Annotated in this window: 14 protein-coding genes and 1 tRNA gene; 8 read left to right on the forward strand and 7 right to left on the reverse strand. The window is 55.9% G+C overall.

The genetic code is table 11. The features are described from left to right. A partial coding sequence (locus tag JMN36_RS00005) for an integrase core domain-containing protein (RefSeq protein WP_221923619.1) occupies positions 1 to 212 on the forward strand: 212 nt, incomplete at its 5' end. Between the two features lie 655 nt (positions 213 to 867). Here JMN36_RS00005 and JMN36_RS00010 read toward each other — a convergent pair. Both JMN36_RS00010 and cmtR read right to left on the reverse strand, forming a co-directional pair. After that, positions 868 to 1,452: a cadmium resistance transporter gene (locus JMN36_RS00010; RefSeq protein ID WP_204087332.1), complete on the reverse strand. Its 585-nt coding sequence runs from the start codon at positions 1,450 to 1,452 to the stop codon at positions 868 to 870. Next, positions 1,453 to 1,812, reverse strand: a complete 360-nt coding sequence (gene cmtR / locus JMN36_RS00015; protein WP_012732058.1) for a Cd(II)/Pb(II)-sensing metalloregulatory transcriptional regulator CmtR — start codon at positions 1,810 to 1,812, stop codon at positions 1,453 to 1,455. A 1,078-nt stretch (positions 1,813 to 2,890) separates the two neighbouring features. On the opposite strand from cmtR, the gene JMN36_RS00020 reads away from it, so the two are divergent. Further along, on the forward strand, positions 2,891 to 4,399 hold the full coding sequence (locus JMN36_RS00020; protein WP_204087333.1) for a glycosyltransferase 87 family protein: 1,509 nt from the start codon (positions 2,891 to 2,893) through the stop codon (positions 4,397 to 4,399). 35 nt (positions 4,400 to 4,434) lie between these two features. On the opposite strand, the gene JMN36_RS00025 is transcribed toward JMN36_RS00020, so the two are convergent. From JMN36_RS00025 to JMN36_RS00035, 3 genes are all read right to left on the reverse strand, one after another. Beyond that, a complete protein-coding gene (locus JMN36_RS00025; RefSeq protein ID WP_204087334.1) occupies positions 4,435 to 5,232 on the reverse strand; it encodes an HdeD family acid-resistance protein in 798 nt (265 codons plus the stop codon). A 75-nt stretch (positions 5,233 to 5,307) separates the two neighbouring features. Next, a complete protein-coding gene (locus JMN36_RS00030; RefSeq protein ID WP_204087335.1) occupies positions 5,308 to 5,937 on the reverse strand; it encodes a DNA-3-methyladenine glycosylase I in 630 nt (209 codons plus the stop codon). Between the two features lie 82 nt (positions 5,938 to 6,019). Continuing rightward, entirely contained in the window at positions 6,020 to 7,438 is a 1,419-nt protein-coding gene (locus tag JMN36_RS00035; protein WP_204087336.1) for an alanine/glycine:cation symporter family protein, read from the reverse strand. A 262-nt stretch (positions 7,439 to 7,700) separates the two neighbouring features. Here JMN36_RS00035 and JMN36_RS00040 point away from each other — a divergent pair, with 262 nt between their 5' ends. The 3 genes from JMN36_RS00040 (at position 7,701) to pgm (ending at position 11,045) form a co-directional block, all read left to right on the forward strand. Then, positions 7,701 to 8,198: a MauE/DoxX family redox-associated membrane protein gene (locus JMN36_RS00040; RefSeq protein WP_221923620.1), complete on the forward strand. Its 498-nt coding sequence runs from the start codon at positions 7,701 to 7,703 to the stop codon at positions 8,196 to 8,198. A 130-nt stretch (positions 8,199 to 8,328) separates the two neighbouring features. After that, complete coding sequence (locus JMN36_RS00045) at positions 8,329 to 9,102, forward strand: DsbA family protein (RefSeq protein WP_221923621.1); 774 nt, start codon at positions 8,329 to 8,331, stop codon at positions 9,100 to 9,102. 311 nt (positions 9,103 to 9,413) lie between these two features. Then, positions 9,414 to 11,045: a phosphoglucomutase (alpha-D-glucose-1,6-bisphosphate-dependent) gene (pgm, locus tag JMN36_RS00050; protein ID WP_204087329.1), complete on the forward strand. Its 1,632-nt coding sequence runs from the start codon at positions 9,414 to 9,416 to the stop codon at positions 11,043 to 11,045. A gap of 55 nt (positions 11,046 to 11,100) precedes the next feature. On the opposite strand, the gene JMN36_RS00055 is transcribed toward pgm, so the two are convergent. Beyond that, positions 11,101 to 11,173 (reverse strand) — tRNA-Ala (locus tag JMN36_RS00055). Between the two features lie 281 nt (positions 11,174 to 11,454). Here JMN36_RS00055 and JMN36_RS00060 point away from each other — a divergent pair. The 3 genes from JMN36_RS00060 (at position 11,455) to JMN36_RS00070 (ending at position 14,173) form a co-directional block, all read left to right on the forward strand. Then, entirely contained in the window at positions 11,455 to 12,222 is a 768-nt protein-coding gene (locus JMN36_RS00060) for a (S)-acetoin forming diacetyl reductase (RefSeq protein ID WP_221923622.1), read from the forward strand. 111 nt (positions 12,223 to 12,333) lie between these two features. Next, complete coding sequence (locus tag JMN36_RS00065) at positions 12,334 to 13,461, forward strand: LLM class flavin-dependent oxidoreductase (protein WP_204087328.1); 1,128 nt, start codon at positions 12,334 to 12,336, stop codon at positions 13,459 to 13,461. Positions 13,462 to 13,522: 61 nt separating this feature from the next. Next, positions 13,523 to 14,173, forward strand: a complete 651-nt coding sequence (locus JMN36_RS00070; protein ID WP_204087327.1) for an FMN reductase — start codon at positions 13,523 to 13,525, stop codon at positions 14,171 to 14,173. Positions 14,174 to 14,229: 56 nt separating this feature from the next. Here the strand turns inward: JMN36_RS00070 and JMN36_RS00075 are convergent, their stop codons facing one another. Continuing rightward, on the reverse strand, positions 14,230 to 15,393 hold the full coding sequence (locus JMN36_RS00075) for a Gfo/Idh/MocA family protein (RefSeq protein WP_204087326.1): 1,164 nt from the start codon (positions 15,391 to 15,393) through the stop codon (positions 14,230 to 14,232). Positions 15,394 to 15,445 lie beyond the last annotated feature (52 nt).

Below are 15,445 nucleotides of genomic sequence, written 5' to 3' on the forward strand. Positions count from 1 at the left end.
ACGTTAATGGTTCCTACAAAAACGAGCTGATCCATACTCGCAGGTGGGATGAGGTTGTCGAGGTGGAAATCGCGACGTTTGAGTGGGTGTCATGGTGGAACGAGACGAGGCTTCACCAAAGCTTGGGCTACCGCACGCCAGCTGAAGTGGAAACCGAATTTTGGGACCAGCACCCGCCGCAAGCAATAATAGAAATCAAGGCAAACGCCTAGGAACAAAACCCGGGGCACTTCAAAGACCAACATTTCCCACTAACACTAAAAAATCGGCCCCACCATTCGCCCTCTCACGGCCTAACACAACGACAAGCTACAAACAGGGGCTAAACCCGCCTACAGGCCTCACAGGCCCGAATACGGGGAAAACGCCTAAAACACCCCACCACACAACACCAACAGGACACACCACCACCCGCACACCCGACATGCAGCCACCACCACACCCAGGGGGGCAAACCCCCAGGTCACAGCCCTCCCATGCACCACTTTTGCGGTTAATATCCCCCCTGGTGCTATTTCGGTGGGGCTATTGGTGGGTTGTTCTACTGCGTCATTTGTCGCAGTAGGGGTTTAGTCTGGACTGTCGTCATGGCCGTTCAGGTGCGAGATTTCTCGTACGTGAAGAGTGGCTACTGCACCATTTGCCGAACTAGAGGTGGTTAATGCACCATTTGTCGCACTAGAGGGGTTTACTGCTAGCCGTTTGAGCTGTCCCATTTGGTACACCCCAATAGGGCAGTTTTAGAATTTCTGTCGCGCTAGCGTGGTCGAGTCCCTGCGGCAGCGGCTTTTCACAACTTCATGGGCGGTTCAGTTGATGCCGGTGAGGAAACCTAGAGAGGCCCTAGGAGCACGGGGGATGAGTTTATTAAAGGCCGAAGGCGCCGCCGCTGATGAGGATGAAGATACCCAGGCCGATTAAAACGATCGGGAACAGCACATGCTCCCAGCGTTCGAGAACCTCCGCGATGGGTGGACGGGTGGCCACGAACTTCGCCAACAGGACCAGGCCCGCCACCAGGATTAGAAAGACGACGCAGTAAATGATAACGGTGGCGGTATCCACGTTGAGAAAAACCGGGACATAGACGCCGATATTGTCGCCACCGTTGGCAAAGGTCACCCCGGCGACGATCAAGGCGCTTACGTTCTTTCCGCTGACTTTCGCGTCATCGTCTCCCTGCCAGGCTTGCCAGGCCGCCCACAGTCCCAGGGTCAGGGGGATCAGCCCGAAGTAGGGGATCGCCTCGGTGGGCAGGAAGGCATCCGCCCCTAGGGTGACCAGGATCGTGGCTGCGAGGATGCCCGCGAAACCAAGGTACTGCCCGGCCAGGATCCGAAGTGTGGTCCCTGCTTGGCTGGCCCCACGGGCGAAGAACAGCGAGAGCACGATGATGTCGTCGATATTGGTTGCGGTAAACAGACCAACCGCCCCCAGGAGACCAGTTACCACTTACCTGCTCCCCTCTCCGGTGGCGCACCCGGGCACGTCACATGCCGAGTCAATACACGGGGCATTCTCGTCGGCAGCCAGAGTGGTATCGAGCAGTGAGTTCAACGCCTGGACAAGATGGGCGTCGACGATCTCGTAGCGGGTCTTCCGCCCCTGCGGTTCGGCGACCACAATTCCGCAGTCCCGTAGGCAAGTGAGGTGGTTCGACACATTTGACCGCGTCAGTTCCAGCTCCCGGGCGAGAGCGGCCGGGTAGGCCGGGCCGCCCAGCAGGGTCAGGAGAATACGGGATCGGGTGGGATCGGCCATCGCCCGGCCCAATCGGTTCATCACGTCCAAGCGCGAAGAAATAGTCAGCATGCACTGGACTATACAGCGGCTGCTGAACTGTTGCCACGAGGGGCGAACGTCGGCCCGACGGTGTTGTGTTTCTGAGCCCGTTTTCGCGCGGCTTTAGTGTCTTCCCTTTTTGTGTTTGTGTGGTTGTTGAATCTGTGCCTGTGGCGCAACCTGCTTGCCCCCTACTTTTTACAAACCGTCGTGAACTTTAGTTCGCGACGGAGCTTTTAATGACCCCAGTTCGTGCCCGTCTAAGTGGGGCACACCTGCCAGCTCAGTGTGTTGTCCAGGGTGCAGACGTGGGCTCCCTTTTTTACTGACACCGGTAAAAGTCTGGTGGCCGTCTTACTGTCAATGCCTTTCACCACTGACCGCTCAAGTACCAGATTTCTCGCAGTAGAAAGCTCACGCTGGATGGTTGTCATGACCATACGGTTGTTCCATTTGGATCAGTAGAAAGCTCTCTCAGGTGGAACATTTATTCCACGTGAACGTTCATGCTGATTATTGGACACAAGACTAGTTTCCGCGCCGGGCTGTGGCTTTAACTGCAGCGCTCGAATTCGGGCAATTGTCAGAACTAAGGGATTTACCCTTTCGGATTTTAAATCCGACCCTTGGATTAATCGGGTTTCGCGGTCTCAAACCGCTAAATGTTCAATGCGCGTCAATGATTAACCCGCGTATCAAACACGACCTACAGGAACAACCGTCATAGGGGGGGGGCACGCTAACTGTTCCTCTCAAGGGGATGCGGCAACCGCACACCCTCCCAAACAGCTAGCGCCTAAATCAGAGATTTAGTTGCTCACCTACACTGCCACTGCGTGTACACGACTACCCTGAGGTCTAGAGCAGGGCTGGTTTCCCTGTTCCTTGAGGGTGGTCCACAGCCCGCTTATAGGGGTAATTGGTAACTATAAGGCAACATTTTTTACTGTTCGAATAGAAAAGCCGTCTGAACAGGTATTTTATTAGCGCTTGTTCGATCCTCGGCGGCTCCACCAGACACACCCCGGTCGTAACAGACCGGGGTTTCGTCGTACAAGCCATAATCCCCAGTCATCAACGTTGTATCGAACCTGCTTCAAGAGTGTTTATGAGTGAGGTCGGGCTGGGTTACGACGTGACGAGGTCACAATATATTATCGACGCTGTGCAAATTCGTCGTCCGCAAAAATATGAGCCGACTCAAGAACCGGCTCCAGAGAGAAAGCCCATCCGAGGTGGGCTTGGCATATCTCTCGGATTGATCTTTTTAGCGGCATGGGCGATTATTCGTTACACCTCGTCGAGTGTGCGGAATAAAGATCTCGGCAATTTGTTTGTGTGGCCCTTGGACTTTTCCGTTTATTACAAGGCTGTCCAGCACGTTTCCGAGGGGCACAATTTGTATGGCAAGGACTATATTTTCAACTTGCCCTTTACCTACCCGCCCTTCGCGGCCGTCGCCTTCACCCCGATGACGCTGGTTGATCGCAAAACACTTGCTGTGTATTGGCAGATAGGCTCGCTCATTGTCCTTTTCGCGGTGATCATCGGGATTTTGAGACAACGTGGCTATAAATGGTCTTTTTCACTGATTATCATTTCCCTTGCCACGGTATTTGCTTCATTTAATCTCTCGGCAATTCATGGCACATTCTTTTTCGGCCAGGTCAACATTTATTTGATGGGCCTCGTGTCCCTGGACTTTCTTCGTCGCAAAACGAATTTCGGACGCGGAATAGGAACGGGCCTTGCAGCAGGTATAAAACTTACCCCCGCGTTCTCGGTACTGATTTTTATCTTCGAGCGACAATGGAAAGCATTGATCACCGCTGTCGTCGTTTTTGCTGCAACAATCGTTGTCGGGTGCATCATCATTCCGGACGGATCGAAGTATTGGACCCACTACATGTTCAATACAGACCGGATCGGGCCCCAAAGTAATCCAGGGGCCCAGTCGCTCCGGGGAGTGCTGTATCGCCTGCATATCGACAACCAAATGACGGTCTGGATCGAGCTATCCATCGCGATCGTCCTGGTGTTCTGCATTGCAGCCTTCGGCGCGATCAAACGCGGTAATGTCGCGATGGCTCTGTGCCTCTCGGGGATAACCGCACCAATTATTGCCCCATTTTCATGGTTCCACCATTGGGTTTTCCTCGTCCCCCTAGCAGTCTTGCTTATCGACGCTATTACGCGCGGTCTCGCGGCGCCGATCGGGTTGATTCAGAACAAGCGTGTGCGGTGGTCATTGGACCAGGTGGCGGGGTTGTGTGCGGTGGCTCTGGTCAGCGTGATGTACATCCCGTTTGTCAGCCAGTACAGTGTGCCGGCTTTTAAGCACCTTCAGCAGAATGAGTCCTCGGACCCAGCGATTGTCCGTGGAAGTTTTGTCTACACCGGTATCGCAATTCTCGTTGTCGTTGCGTTGTGGTACTCGGTGGTTTTGGTTATCGACGCGATCCGTGGCCGCGATGAGCAGGCGGCGTCGCCAGAAAATACGTGGTTCGGCGACGGATCGGGTGTGAACGACAAGGAGCCCCTGGTTATGGTGTCCCAGGGGCAAAGTGACTTCAGAGAGCATGAAGCCTGGGCCTATTACGGCCCGGATATCAAGTGATGCTCACGGATATAAGCGATGTTTACGTCCGCGCGCTAGCGGCGAGACGATGAAAAGAACCTGCGACCGCGGACGCCAGCGATGATCATCATGATCCCGAACGCGGCGAGCATGATGCCCATCAGGATGGTCAGGCTGTAGAGGCTCGTCAGGGGAGCGATGATAAAGATGACGCCCAAGACGATGGAAAGGATTCCGCTCCACGTCAGGTAGCTGGAGGACCCGGACATCCGGGAGATCACTCGGCCGGTGCTAAACGTCGTGAGTCCTTGAGCTAACGCCATGAAACCGATGGCGATTACGATGACCGCGCCGAAACTCTGCGGTGAGATCAGGGCGCCGATGCCGGCGAGCACTAAGAGGATGCCGAAGAAAGCCCCAATCCCGGGGAGGACGGGGATGGATTTGGTGGTGAGGCCAAACCAGACAAGTGCTCCTCCGGCCAAAATGGAGAAGATCCCCGCGGCCCATGCAAAGACGCTAATTCCAGCGTGAGGCCATATCGCTACGACGAGGCCGACGACGGTGGCTAGTCCCCCTAACGCTGCTAGCCATCCTGATCCTTTGGAGGCGACGCCAGCGATAGGGCTTTCGCCCATTAATGACCCGAGCCCACCAAAGTCGGGATTATTGCCAAACGTGGAGTCATACCCTGAGGAAAATCCCCCGGCGCGGTCATAACCAGCAGAAGAACGGTCGTCGTTACTACCCGACGTACCGCCGTCGGCTCGTCGGCCATCGGCACCGTAAACAGCGTCGGGCTCGAAAGGATCGTCGGGAGTTCCCTTTCCTTTCTTGTTGTCATCGCCGGGTGTTGATGAATTATTAGTCATGATTCTCCATTTCCGTATTACTGTTGTTCCTATTTTTATTATTCCCGTGTCCGCGAATTCCTGTAAGGAAGGTAATTAATCGGCGGACTCCATCGGGTGATAAGCACCGACGAGATGGGTATCGACGATTCCCAATGCTTCCATAAGTGCAAACATGGTGGTCGGTCCGACGAAAGAAAAACCCTTCTTCTTCAACGTCTTCGCTAGTGCCGTTGATTCCGGCGTACGTGAAGGGATGTCGGATAACCGAAAAGGCCTGGGCAGTGACGTGGAAGCATAAGACCAGACCACGTCGGAAAGGTAAGAATTTTCTTCGTGGAGTTTAAGAGTTGCCTGTGCGTTCCTAATTGTTGCCCGAATCTTTCGCTCATTACGAATGATTGCCGGGTTTGCCATCAGCGACGCCACCGCATCGTCGTCGAAAGTAGCGACGATATCTGGATCAAAGTCGGCGAACGCTTCCCGAAAAGCCGGTCGCTTTCGCAAGATGGTGGACCACGATAATCCGGATTGAAACGCCTCCAAGCTAAGGCGCTCGAACACGCCCGATTCTGTCTTCACCGGTACGCCCCATTCGGTGTCGTAATACTCCATCAGCAGCGGGTCCGACGCTGCCCATGGAGGACGTGCCCGCCCGTCCTCGCCCATCACGAGGTCAGAAGAGAGACTATCCTGCGCGGCATCCCCATCGTGTTGACTAGACATACTTCGAGTGTGGCATATCTTGGGGTCGTTGTGCTTTAGTAGCGGCTCCGTCCCGTGACGGGCGTCCTCCTCAGAGAAGGGATCACCGCCAGTCGGTTCCCTGTTCCTTAAGGAATGCCGCACATTGCTCCGCATTTGCTTTCAAGCGTGGATCCCAGTCGAGGTAAGCCTTGGTCTCGCGGGCGATGAGCCCGGACAGCACGAGGAGACCGATCAAGTTAGGAATGGCCATCAGACCGTTCGCGAGGTCGGCGAAGGTCCACACGGTGCTCAGCTCTGTCGGCGCACCGACGAATACAACCGCGGTGAACACCATCCGGTAGGGGAGGGATCCCCAGCGCCCGAATGCCCGCTGCGCGCACCGTTCGCCGTAGTAGGACCATCCCAAGATCGTGGAAAAGGCGAAGAACACGATGGACAACGACACGATTGTCCCACCCCATTGGCCGGGCAGCGCGGTCGAGAACGCGTCGGCTGTCATGGTGCCAGCAGCGTCTTTACCGTGGTCCCACACCCCCGTGGTAATGACGACGAGTCCGGTGAACGTCACCACGATGATTGTGTCGATAAAGGTCTGAGTCATAGACACGAGGCCCTGCCGCACCGGGTGAGTGGTTTTCGCAGCTCCAGCGGCGATCGCTGCAGAACCCATACCAGATTCGTTAGAGAAGATACCTCGTGCAACACCCATCTGAATCGCGATGATGATCGACGATCCAGCGAATCCACCGACCGCAGCGGTACCCGTGAATGCGTCGGTAAAAATGAGGCTGAGCGCGTGAGGAATCTGGTCAGCTTTCATAGCTAGGACCACGGTGCCGCCGACGATGTACACCAGGATCATCAGTGGGACGAAGCCGGACGTGATCTTCCCGATCGCCTGGATCCCGCCGAGCAATACCGCGCCGACCAGGATAAACATGAAGATTCCCGACACCCACGGGTCAATCTGGAAGGAGTCCTCAAGTCCTGTCGCAATAGCGTTGGCTTGGGTCAAGTTGCCGATACCAAAGCTGGCGATAATCGCGGCAATGGTGAAAAACCATCCTAAAAATGCGCCGAAACCGTTGGGGATTCCTTTGGTGAGGTATCGCATCGGGCCACCGGACATCGTGCCCTGGCTGTCGGTTTCGCGGAACCGCACACCGAGGAAGGCTTCGGAATACTTCGAGGCCATCCCCACGAGGCCGGTGATCCACATCCACACCAACGCGCCGGGACCACCCACAGAAATAGCCGTCGCAACACCAACAATATTGCCGACGCCGACCGTCGCCGCGAGGGCCGTCGTCAATGCTTGGTATTGCGTGATGTCGCCTTCTCCGCCATCGTCTTCGCGGTCGAGCAGCCCGAGCCGCAAGGCCGAGAAAATTTTGCGGAACTGCACGGCTCGTAGGCGGTAGGTGAGCCATAGGCCGGTCCCCAGCAGTAGGGGGATGAGGACGAATGGGCCCCATACGACGGAGTCAACGTCGGAAAGCCAGGAGGAGAAGGAATCCATGGATAAAAAGATACAGATTGGCTGTGAGAAAACTTATTAAATCCTCGGAAAATGTGAAGAATTAACATAGTTGTAGCATCACGACACGTCAGCGACATGGTTGTTACCAGGCTCAATCAAAAAAGGAGAGTGCCGACGAGAACAACGTCGGGAAACAACAGCCAGGAGCGGGTTACCGTGGTGATGCGCGTGAGGCTATGCTGGAGCTCCATTGCGAGGTGCCCGGAAACGGTTGTGCCGTTCACAGGAAAGATGGAAGTGCATGGATACGGTGGTGCAGAGCGGAAACGCGGGCTCACAAGGCGGTCATAAATCTCTCATTCTCGATATCATCAGCTTGATTACTCGGCTGGCTATGGCCGCAGTCTGGATTATCAGCGGAATTTCGAAACTGCGTGATTCACTGCAAACTCAGCAAGCAATCAATGCTTATGAAATTCTTCCGAGAGATGTCATTGAACCACTCGCGGCAGGGTTGCCGGTGTTCGAAATCGCGCTGGGTGTGCTGTTGCTTCTCGGGATTTTCCTGCGCCCAGCTGCGGTGATCTCCATCGGTCTGTTGACCGTATTTATTATCGCGATTATTTCCGCCTGGGCCCGGGGCCTCAGCATTGATTGCGGATGTTTCGGCGGTGGTGGAGCGAATCCCAACGCGGGACCCTCCACCTATCTGACTGAGATAGGACGCGACCTTGGGTTTATAGTACTTTCGGTATGGACCGTGTGGCGGCCGTTTAAGAGGTTCGCATTGCATCCGTAGTTTTTACTGCGGAGTTCCAAAAGATGGCACCGGTGGGTTCCATCCATAAAAGGAATCCGTAAACTAGGTAAAGCTATGGGCGCGATGCTGGTTCGCGTCACCATGTGAAAAGTAAACTGCGAGGACTTCATTGAGTAGTAACAAGATTAAAGCGCCAAATGAGAAGAATAACGGTTTTATCTGGGCGATCGCCGTCATCGTTATTATTATCGCCGTGGTGATTGGCTTTGTCATTATTAATGACAAGAACAACAGCTCGTCCTCAAGTGACGCCGCCAAAGACCAAGCTGACGTCACCGCAGAGTTCAATCTCGACGGCTCAACAGCAAACTTCAAGAGCAGCGACGCTAAATCAGACGTTCCCACCGTCGACCTGTATGACGACTTAACGTGCCCACACTGTGCTGACCTGGAGTCGAGCACGGGACAGTCTCTTCTCGACGCTGTTAACCAGGGGAAACTGAACCTGAACATCCGCACGATGAACTTCCTGGATAAAGGACAGAACGGGAAGCTTGATGAGCAGGGCCCAGCAACCAAGGCTTTGACAGCGCTGTATGCGGTGGCCAAGTCGGGTGACGGAAAGCTGTATTGGAACTATCGAGCCAGCCTGTTTGAAAACCAGCAGAAAGTTTACGGCTCGTGGGGCTATGACAACTTTGCAGACCTTGCCAAGGATATGGGCGCATCCAAGGGTGTCGTGAAAGACATCAAGGACGCGAAGTATCACAAGGACGCCCTGAAAATGGCCGAGGACAATGAAAAGAAGCTAACCAAGGAAGGCGATGGGCAGGTTTCTAGCCCGCGCGTCTTCGTCAATGGTAAAGAACTCAAGTTGCAGTCCTCTGACCAGCACGCCTTCGAGGATTGGGTGCCTCAGGCTGAAACAGGCAAGGTCGAATAAGCGTCGAATAACCGGTATTCGCTGAGTTTGTAGGGGACTTTCGGTTAATTTCCGAGCCCCCGTTTCAGACGCACCATTAAGGGAGCCAGTCAAAAAAGAGACTGGTTCCCTTTTTCTATGCCCGCCTTGTTCTCGTTGGCGTCCGCTGTGGCGGATACATTTACGCCTTTGGCTCAATACACAACACGATCGCGAAAGCCCCCACGTGGGGATACGAGGGTGCAGCTTTCGTCGAAAAGGGGGAAACTAGGGGTTGAAAGTTTGTATTGTCGCCAATTATCAGCGTTGTCTGATCTCTGAGGAGGCCCATCATGGCACACCCCCGCGCCGGCCAGCTAGCTCAGCCCGAGGATCTTATTGACCTCGCCGAACTCGTCACTGCGTATTACACGAAACATCCGGATCCGGAAAACATCGATCAGCAGGTCGTTTTTGGCACGTCGGGGCACAGGGGGTCATCGCTGGACACCGCCTTTAACGAGGATCACATTCTCGCGACGACGCAGGCCATCGTCGATTACCGCAACAAGGAAGGCATCGACGGCCCGCTTTTCGTCGGGCGCGATACGCATGGCTTGTCAGAGCCGGCGATGATTTCCGCCCTGGAGGTCCTCGTCGGCAACAAAGTGACGACGCTTGCGGATTCGGCGGGGAAGTACACGCCGACGCCTGCTGTGTCCCACGCGATTTTGACGCATGAGCATCCGAAGGCCGATGGCATTGTGATCACGCCGTCCCACAATCCGCCGCGGGATGGGGGCTTTAAATACAATCCGCCGACGGGTGGTCCTGCCGGGACGGATGCGACGGGGTGGATCGCGGATCGTGCCAATGAGTACATTGCGCAGGGGCTCAAGGGGGTCACGCGCACCCCTGTCAGCGGTGTGACGGATTGGGGAGACTACCTCAAGCCCTTCGATTTCATGTCGGATTACATTGATGACCTTCCGTCGATCGTGAACCTTGATGCGATTCGCGACGCAGGGGTTCGCATTGGTGCTGACCCGATGGGTGGGGCATCGGTGGATTACTGGGGTGCGATTGCGGATAAGCATCGGCTGGATCTCACCGTGGTTAATCCGCTGGTCGACGCGACATGGCGTTTCATGACCTTGGATACCGACGGTAAGATCCGCATGGATTGCTCTAGTCCGAACTCCATGGCGTCCTTGGTGCATAATCGTGATAAGTACGACATCGCGACGGGTAACGACGCCGATTCTGACCGCCACGGCATCGTCACTCCCGACGCTGGCCTCATGAATCCGAACCACTATCTGGCCGTCGTCATTGATTACCTCTTTGCGCATCGCCCGGAGTGGGCGGACTCGACGGCCGTCGGGAAGACGGTGGTGTCGTCGTCGATGATTGATCGTGTTGTCGAGAAATTGGGCCGTAAGCTTGTTGAAGTTCCTGTTGGGTTTAAGTGGTTTGTCCCGGGGCTGATTTCAGGCGAGATCGGCTTTGGTGGGGAAGAGTCGGCGGGGGCTTCCTTCCTCCGTTTCGACGGAACCGTGTGGTCGACGGATAAGGACGGGCTGATTCTTAACCTCCTGGCCAGCGAGATTAAAGCGGTCACGGGGAAGACGCCGTCCGAGCGGTATGCGGAATTGGCGGAGGAGTTCGGCGCTCCGGCCTATGCGCGTACCGACGCTGAGGCCAACCGTGAGCAAAAGGATCGGCTGAAGAAGCTTTCTCCGTCGGACGTCACTGCGACGACCCTGGCGGGGGAGGAGATCACGAACAAGTTGACCGAAGCGCCTGGTAACAATGCGGCGATTGGTGGTCTGAAAGTCGTGACCGAGAACGCATGGTTCGCTGCTCGGCCGTCGGGCACCGAGGATAAATACAAGATTTATGCGGAGTCCTTCAAGGGCGACGACCACTTGGCTGAAGTTCAGCGCGAGGCGCAGCAGCTCGTTGAGGACGTGCTAGGAAAGTAAAGGCCTGGGCACATACGACAAATTCCCTGGTCATCGCTGACCAGGGAATTTTTTGTGGAGCTAACGGGACTCGAACCCGTGACCCCCACACTGCCAGTGTGGTGCGCTACCAGCTGCGCCATAGCCCCTTAGACCACGATTAATTTACTCATCGGGAAGATATTAGACAAATCACCAGGTGGGTACGTTGATTTCGCCGGTAGCGTGTTGCCAATGAGTCACCAACGAGCCGGTACAACGTCGGCGTAAGTGCGCAAGTTTTCATCGGTCTGGGCCTCTTTTCCGCGTACACTGAGTGTGTAAGTAAGTGTCCACTCACTTGGTGTGTCGCTCTGGTCACTTACCCCCCCGATATCGATGTCATGCTGCTTCGAATGAGTGGGGAAGCAGCGTTACGGAAGGATTCATAATGCAGAAGGTCGCATTCATCACCGGCGCTGGTCAGGGCATTGGTGAGGCTATCGCAAAGCGCTTGGCCAACGATGGTTTCGCCATCGCAGTCGTGGACTTTAACAATGACACGGCGGAAAAAGTCGCCAAAGACATTTCGGCCCAGGATGGTGGCAAGGCCGTCGCTGTGCACGTCGATGCGTCGGATCGCGATTCCGTCTTTTCCGCTGTCGACGAGACCGTCGAGAAACTGGGGCGTCTGGACGTCGTCGTTAATAATGCTGGTCTTGGGCCGACGACCCCGCTGGAAGACATCACCCCCGAGCTGTACCACAAGGTTTTCGACGTCAACGTCGGCGGAACCCTGTGGGGAATCCAGGCCGCGATGAAGTACATGAAAGAGACCGGCGGGAAGATCATCAACGCGTCGTCGCAGGCAGGCCAGGTAGGCAACCCGGAATTGGCTGTTTATGGTGCGACGAAGTTCGCTATTCGGGGTATTACGCAGACCGCTGCTCGTGATCTCGCGAAGTATGGGATCACGGTGAACGCGTACTGCCCGGGCATTGTGGATACGCCGATGATGCGTGGCATTGCTCAGGAAGTTGCTGATAATGCGGGCAAGCCATTCGAATGGGGCATGGAACAGTTCGCGCAGAACATCACGCTGGGTCGTTTGTCGAAGCCTGAGGATGTGGCCGCGTGTGTGTCCTATCTTGCCGGCCCGGATTCGGATTACATGACCGGGCAAGCGCTCCTGATTGATGGTGGCATGGTCTTCAACTAGGCTTGCTAGCTGCAGTTTTACCAGTCAGCGGGGTGTGGGAATACTTTTCATGATGTTTTGTTGATATGTCATGTAAACGGTTTTACCCATTATCGAGGGAAGGATTGAACGATGCAGTTCGGACTATTCACTGTTAGCGACATCACTACGGATCCCACCACCGGAAAGGCGCGCACCGAGCATGAGCGCATCCTGGCGTGGGACGCGATGGCCAAGAAAGCGGAAGAAGTTGGCTTAGATGTTTTCGCTATCGGCGAGCATCACAATCCTCCGTTCTTCTCCTCGAGCCCTACGACGGCACTGGCGCACCTCGCGGCGAAATACCCGAAACTCCTGTACTCGACGTCGACGACGTTGATCACCACGAACGATCCGGTGAAGATCGCTGAAGATTACGCCATGCTGCAGCATCTCACCGACGGCAACATCGATCTCATGATGGGCCGCGGTAACACCGGTGCGGTGTACCCGTGGTTCGGAAAAGATATCCGCAAGGGAATTCCGCTGGCCATCGAGAACTATCACCTGCTGCGTCGGTTGTGGCGTGAAGAGGTGGTGAACTGGAAGGGCGAGTTCCGTACCTCGCTACAAAGCTTCACCAGCACCCCGCGGCCGTTGGACGATACGCCACCATTTGTGTGGCATGGTTCCATCCGCTCGCCGGAAATCGCAGAACAGGCTGCCTATTATGGCGACGGCTTCTTCCACAACAACATTTTCTGGAATATCGAGCACACCCAGCAGATGGTGAAGCTCTACCGCCAGCGCTATGAGCACTACGGGCACGGGTCTGCCGATCAGGCCATCGTCGGCCTTGGTGGTCACGTCTTTATGGCGGATACGGAAGCGGAAGCAAAGAAGTTCTTCCGCCCCTACTTTGATAACGCACCTGTCTATGGCCATGGTCCGTCGCTCGAAGAGTTCGAAGCCATGACCCCGTTGACGGTGGGCACGCCGGAGCAGGTTATCGAGAAATACCTCGGGTACGCGGATGCCGTCGGGGACTATCAGCGTCAGCTATTCCTGGTGGATCACGCCGGTGTTCCACTGGAGAACGTGCTGGAGCAGATCGAAATCCTGGGTAAGGAAGTTGTCCCGGTGTTGCGTCGCGAGTTTGAGGCACGACGCCCGGCGCACGTCCCGTCAGATCCGCCGACGCACGCATCGCTGGTTGCTGAAGGTCCGGATTCCCCGTTCCACCTGGTTCAGCCGGTTAAGACACGTGAAGAAAATAGTTAAGCTACCGTGCATTCTTAGCTAGCTATTAATACATCGGCGAACCAGAAAGGCGTAACGGAAAATGAAGAAAGTTGTGGTCATCAACGCAGGGCTGGGAACGCCCTCGAGCACCAAGATGCTCATTGATTCCATCACTGGGGCTTTAGAGTCTCAGGTGTCCAAGCGTGGCGACGCAGTCGAAATTGAGACCATTAACTTGCGGAACCTTGCTAACGAACTAGCCACAGTGATGACGACCGGTATGGCCGGTGAGAAGCTCACACAAGCGAAGAAAACTCTCTCCGCTGCCGACGGCGTCATCGCCGCCTCCCCGGTATTTACCTCGAGCTACACCGGGCTATTCAAGATGTTCATGGATTCTCTGGATACCAATGCTCTTAACGGCATGCCGGTGCTGATCGCGGCGACAGCGGGCACTCCTCGCCATGCCCTCATGCTCGATTACGCGATGCGTCCGCTGTTTACGTACTTGCGCGCTACGGTCATGCCTACGGGTGTCTTCGCAGCTACCGAGGACTTCGGCCAAGAGACTGACCTCACGCGCCGGGCCAATCGTGCAGCGTCGGAGCTTGCTGGTTATCTCTTGGCAACGACGGGAGCCGTGGAAGGATTCGGCCCCGACCTGACGGAGTCGGCCCCCGAGCGCAAGGACGGTGTCAATGTTTCCCACTCCCGCGACTTTGAGGATCTTTTGCGCGGTCACGAGGGGTAACCGCTGGTGAGAGGGCGCCGGGAGAATAAACCCCCGGTGAGCTAGACCCCAGCGAGCTAGAGTTCCTCAGGTGCTTTCACAGCGATGTCATCCTCGCCCGGCTTTGACGGGGCGGGGATTTCTTGTCCTTCGTCAGCGCTAATTCGGCGTTCACGTGTCCGAGGTTCCAACGAGACTGGCCGCCCAGTTTCCAGTGACTCCTTCACTGCCTCACAGACGCGTATATCGAGCAGCCCCTCCTCACCGTCGGGCTCAGGCTGTTTATTTTCCCGGACGCACGTCAGGAAATATCGCGTCTCACCAGCGAATTGATCCTTGGCGTCGTAGTGCCATTCCTCGGTGGTATCGGTACGGCTGCCTTCTTCGTCGGCGATCGACACAGTCGCGTGAAGATCAGAGCCTTCACCCCACATGTACGACGATGGGGACACCACCTTCCCCTTAGAGGCTGCCAGTGTGAAGCCCTCGGTTGAGGACGTCGAGTAGCTTGCTGTGAATTGGGCAGTCCGTCCGCTGTCGAATCTAAGAGAAACACTGACTGTGGGGGTGGTGTCCAGGCCGGTGCCCTCGTGGTGTCCGCCGATCGCGAATACAGTCGTCGGTTCTTCTTCATACAGATTCCGCACCATATTGAGCGCGTAAACCCCGAGATCGGGAACCGGGCCACCCCAGAATCCGTGGTTCGCGCGGTGATTCTCCGGGTTAATCGTGTGGCTGAACTGCGATGTGAAATAACGCGCATCGCCGAGTTTGCCAGAGCGGACAAGCTCGACCAGGTCAATCATGAACGGATCGGTATGCATCCGATAGGCGAGCATGAGCGTCGTGCCCGTCTCGTTAGCCGCGTCGATCATAGCCTGGCAATCGTCGACCGACGGGGCCATGGGCTTTTCGCACAACACGGGAATCCCGGCGTGAAGTGCAGGAATGGTGAATTCGCGATGGCGATCAACCGGCGTCGCAACGTAAACAGCGTCGATATCGCCGGAGTCGAGGAGTTCCTGGTAGTGGTCATAGGAATAGCCAGGGAAGTCATAACGCTCGGCCTTTCCGGGATCCGACGTGACGACGGCGGCTAGCTGCGCTTCCGGTAACTGCGCGAGTCCCGGAAGGAAAGCTTGCTGAGCGATCTGCCCGAGCCCGACGACGGCGAAGCGGTAGGGGCGGTCGGGTGATCCTGGTTTGTTCGATGATGTGTTTTCCAACGTGTTATCCGACATAGACGCCAGGGTAGGTCTGAAGCCTCGATCGCGTCGAGTGTGAGTTCGTGGC

Origin of the sequence: Corynebacterium pseudokroppenstedtii (assembly GCF_019754945.1) — a bacterium.
Taxonomy (GTDB): Bacteria; Actinomycetota; Actinomycetes; order Mycobacteriales; family Mycobacteriaceae; genus Corynebacterium; species Corynebacterium pseudokroppenstedtii.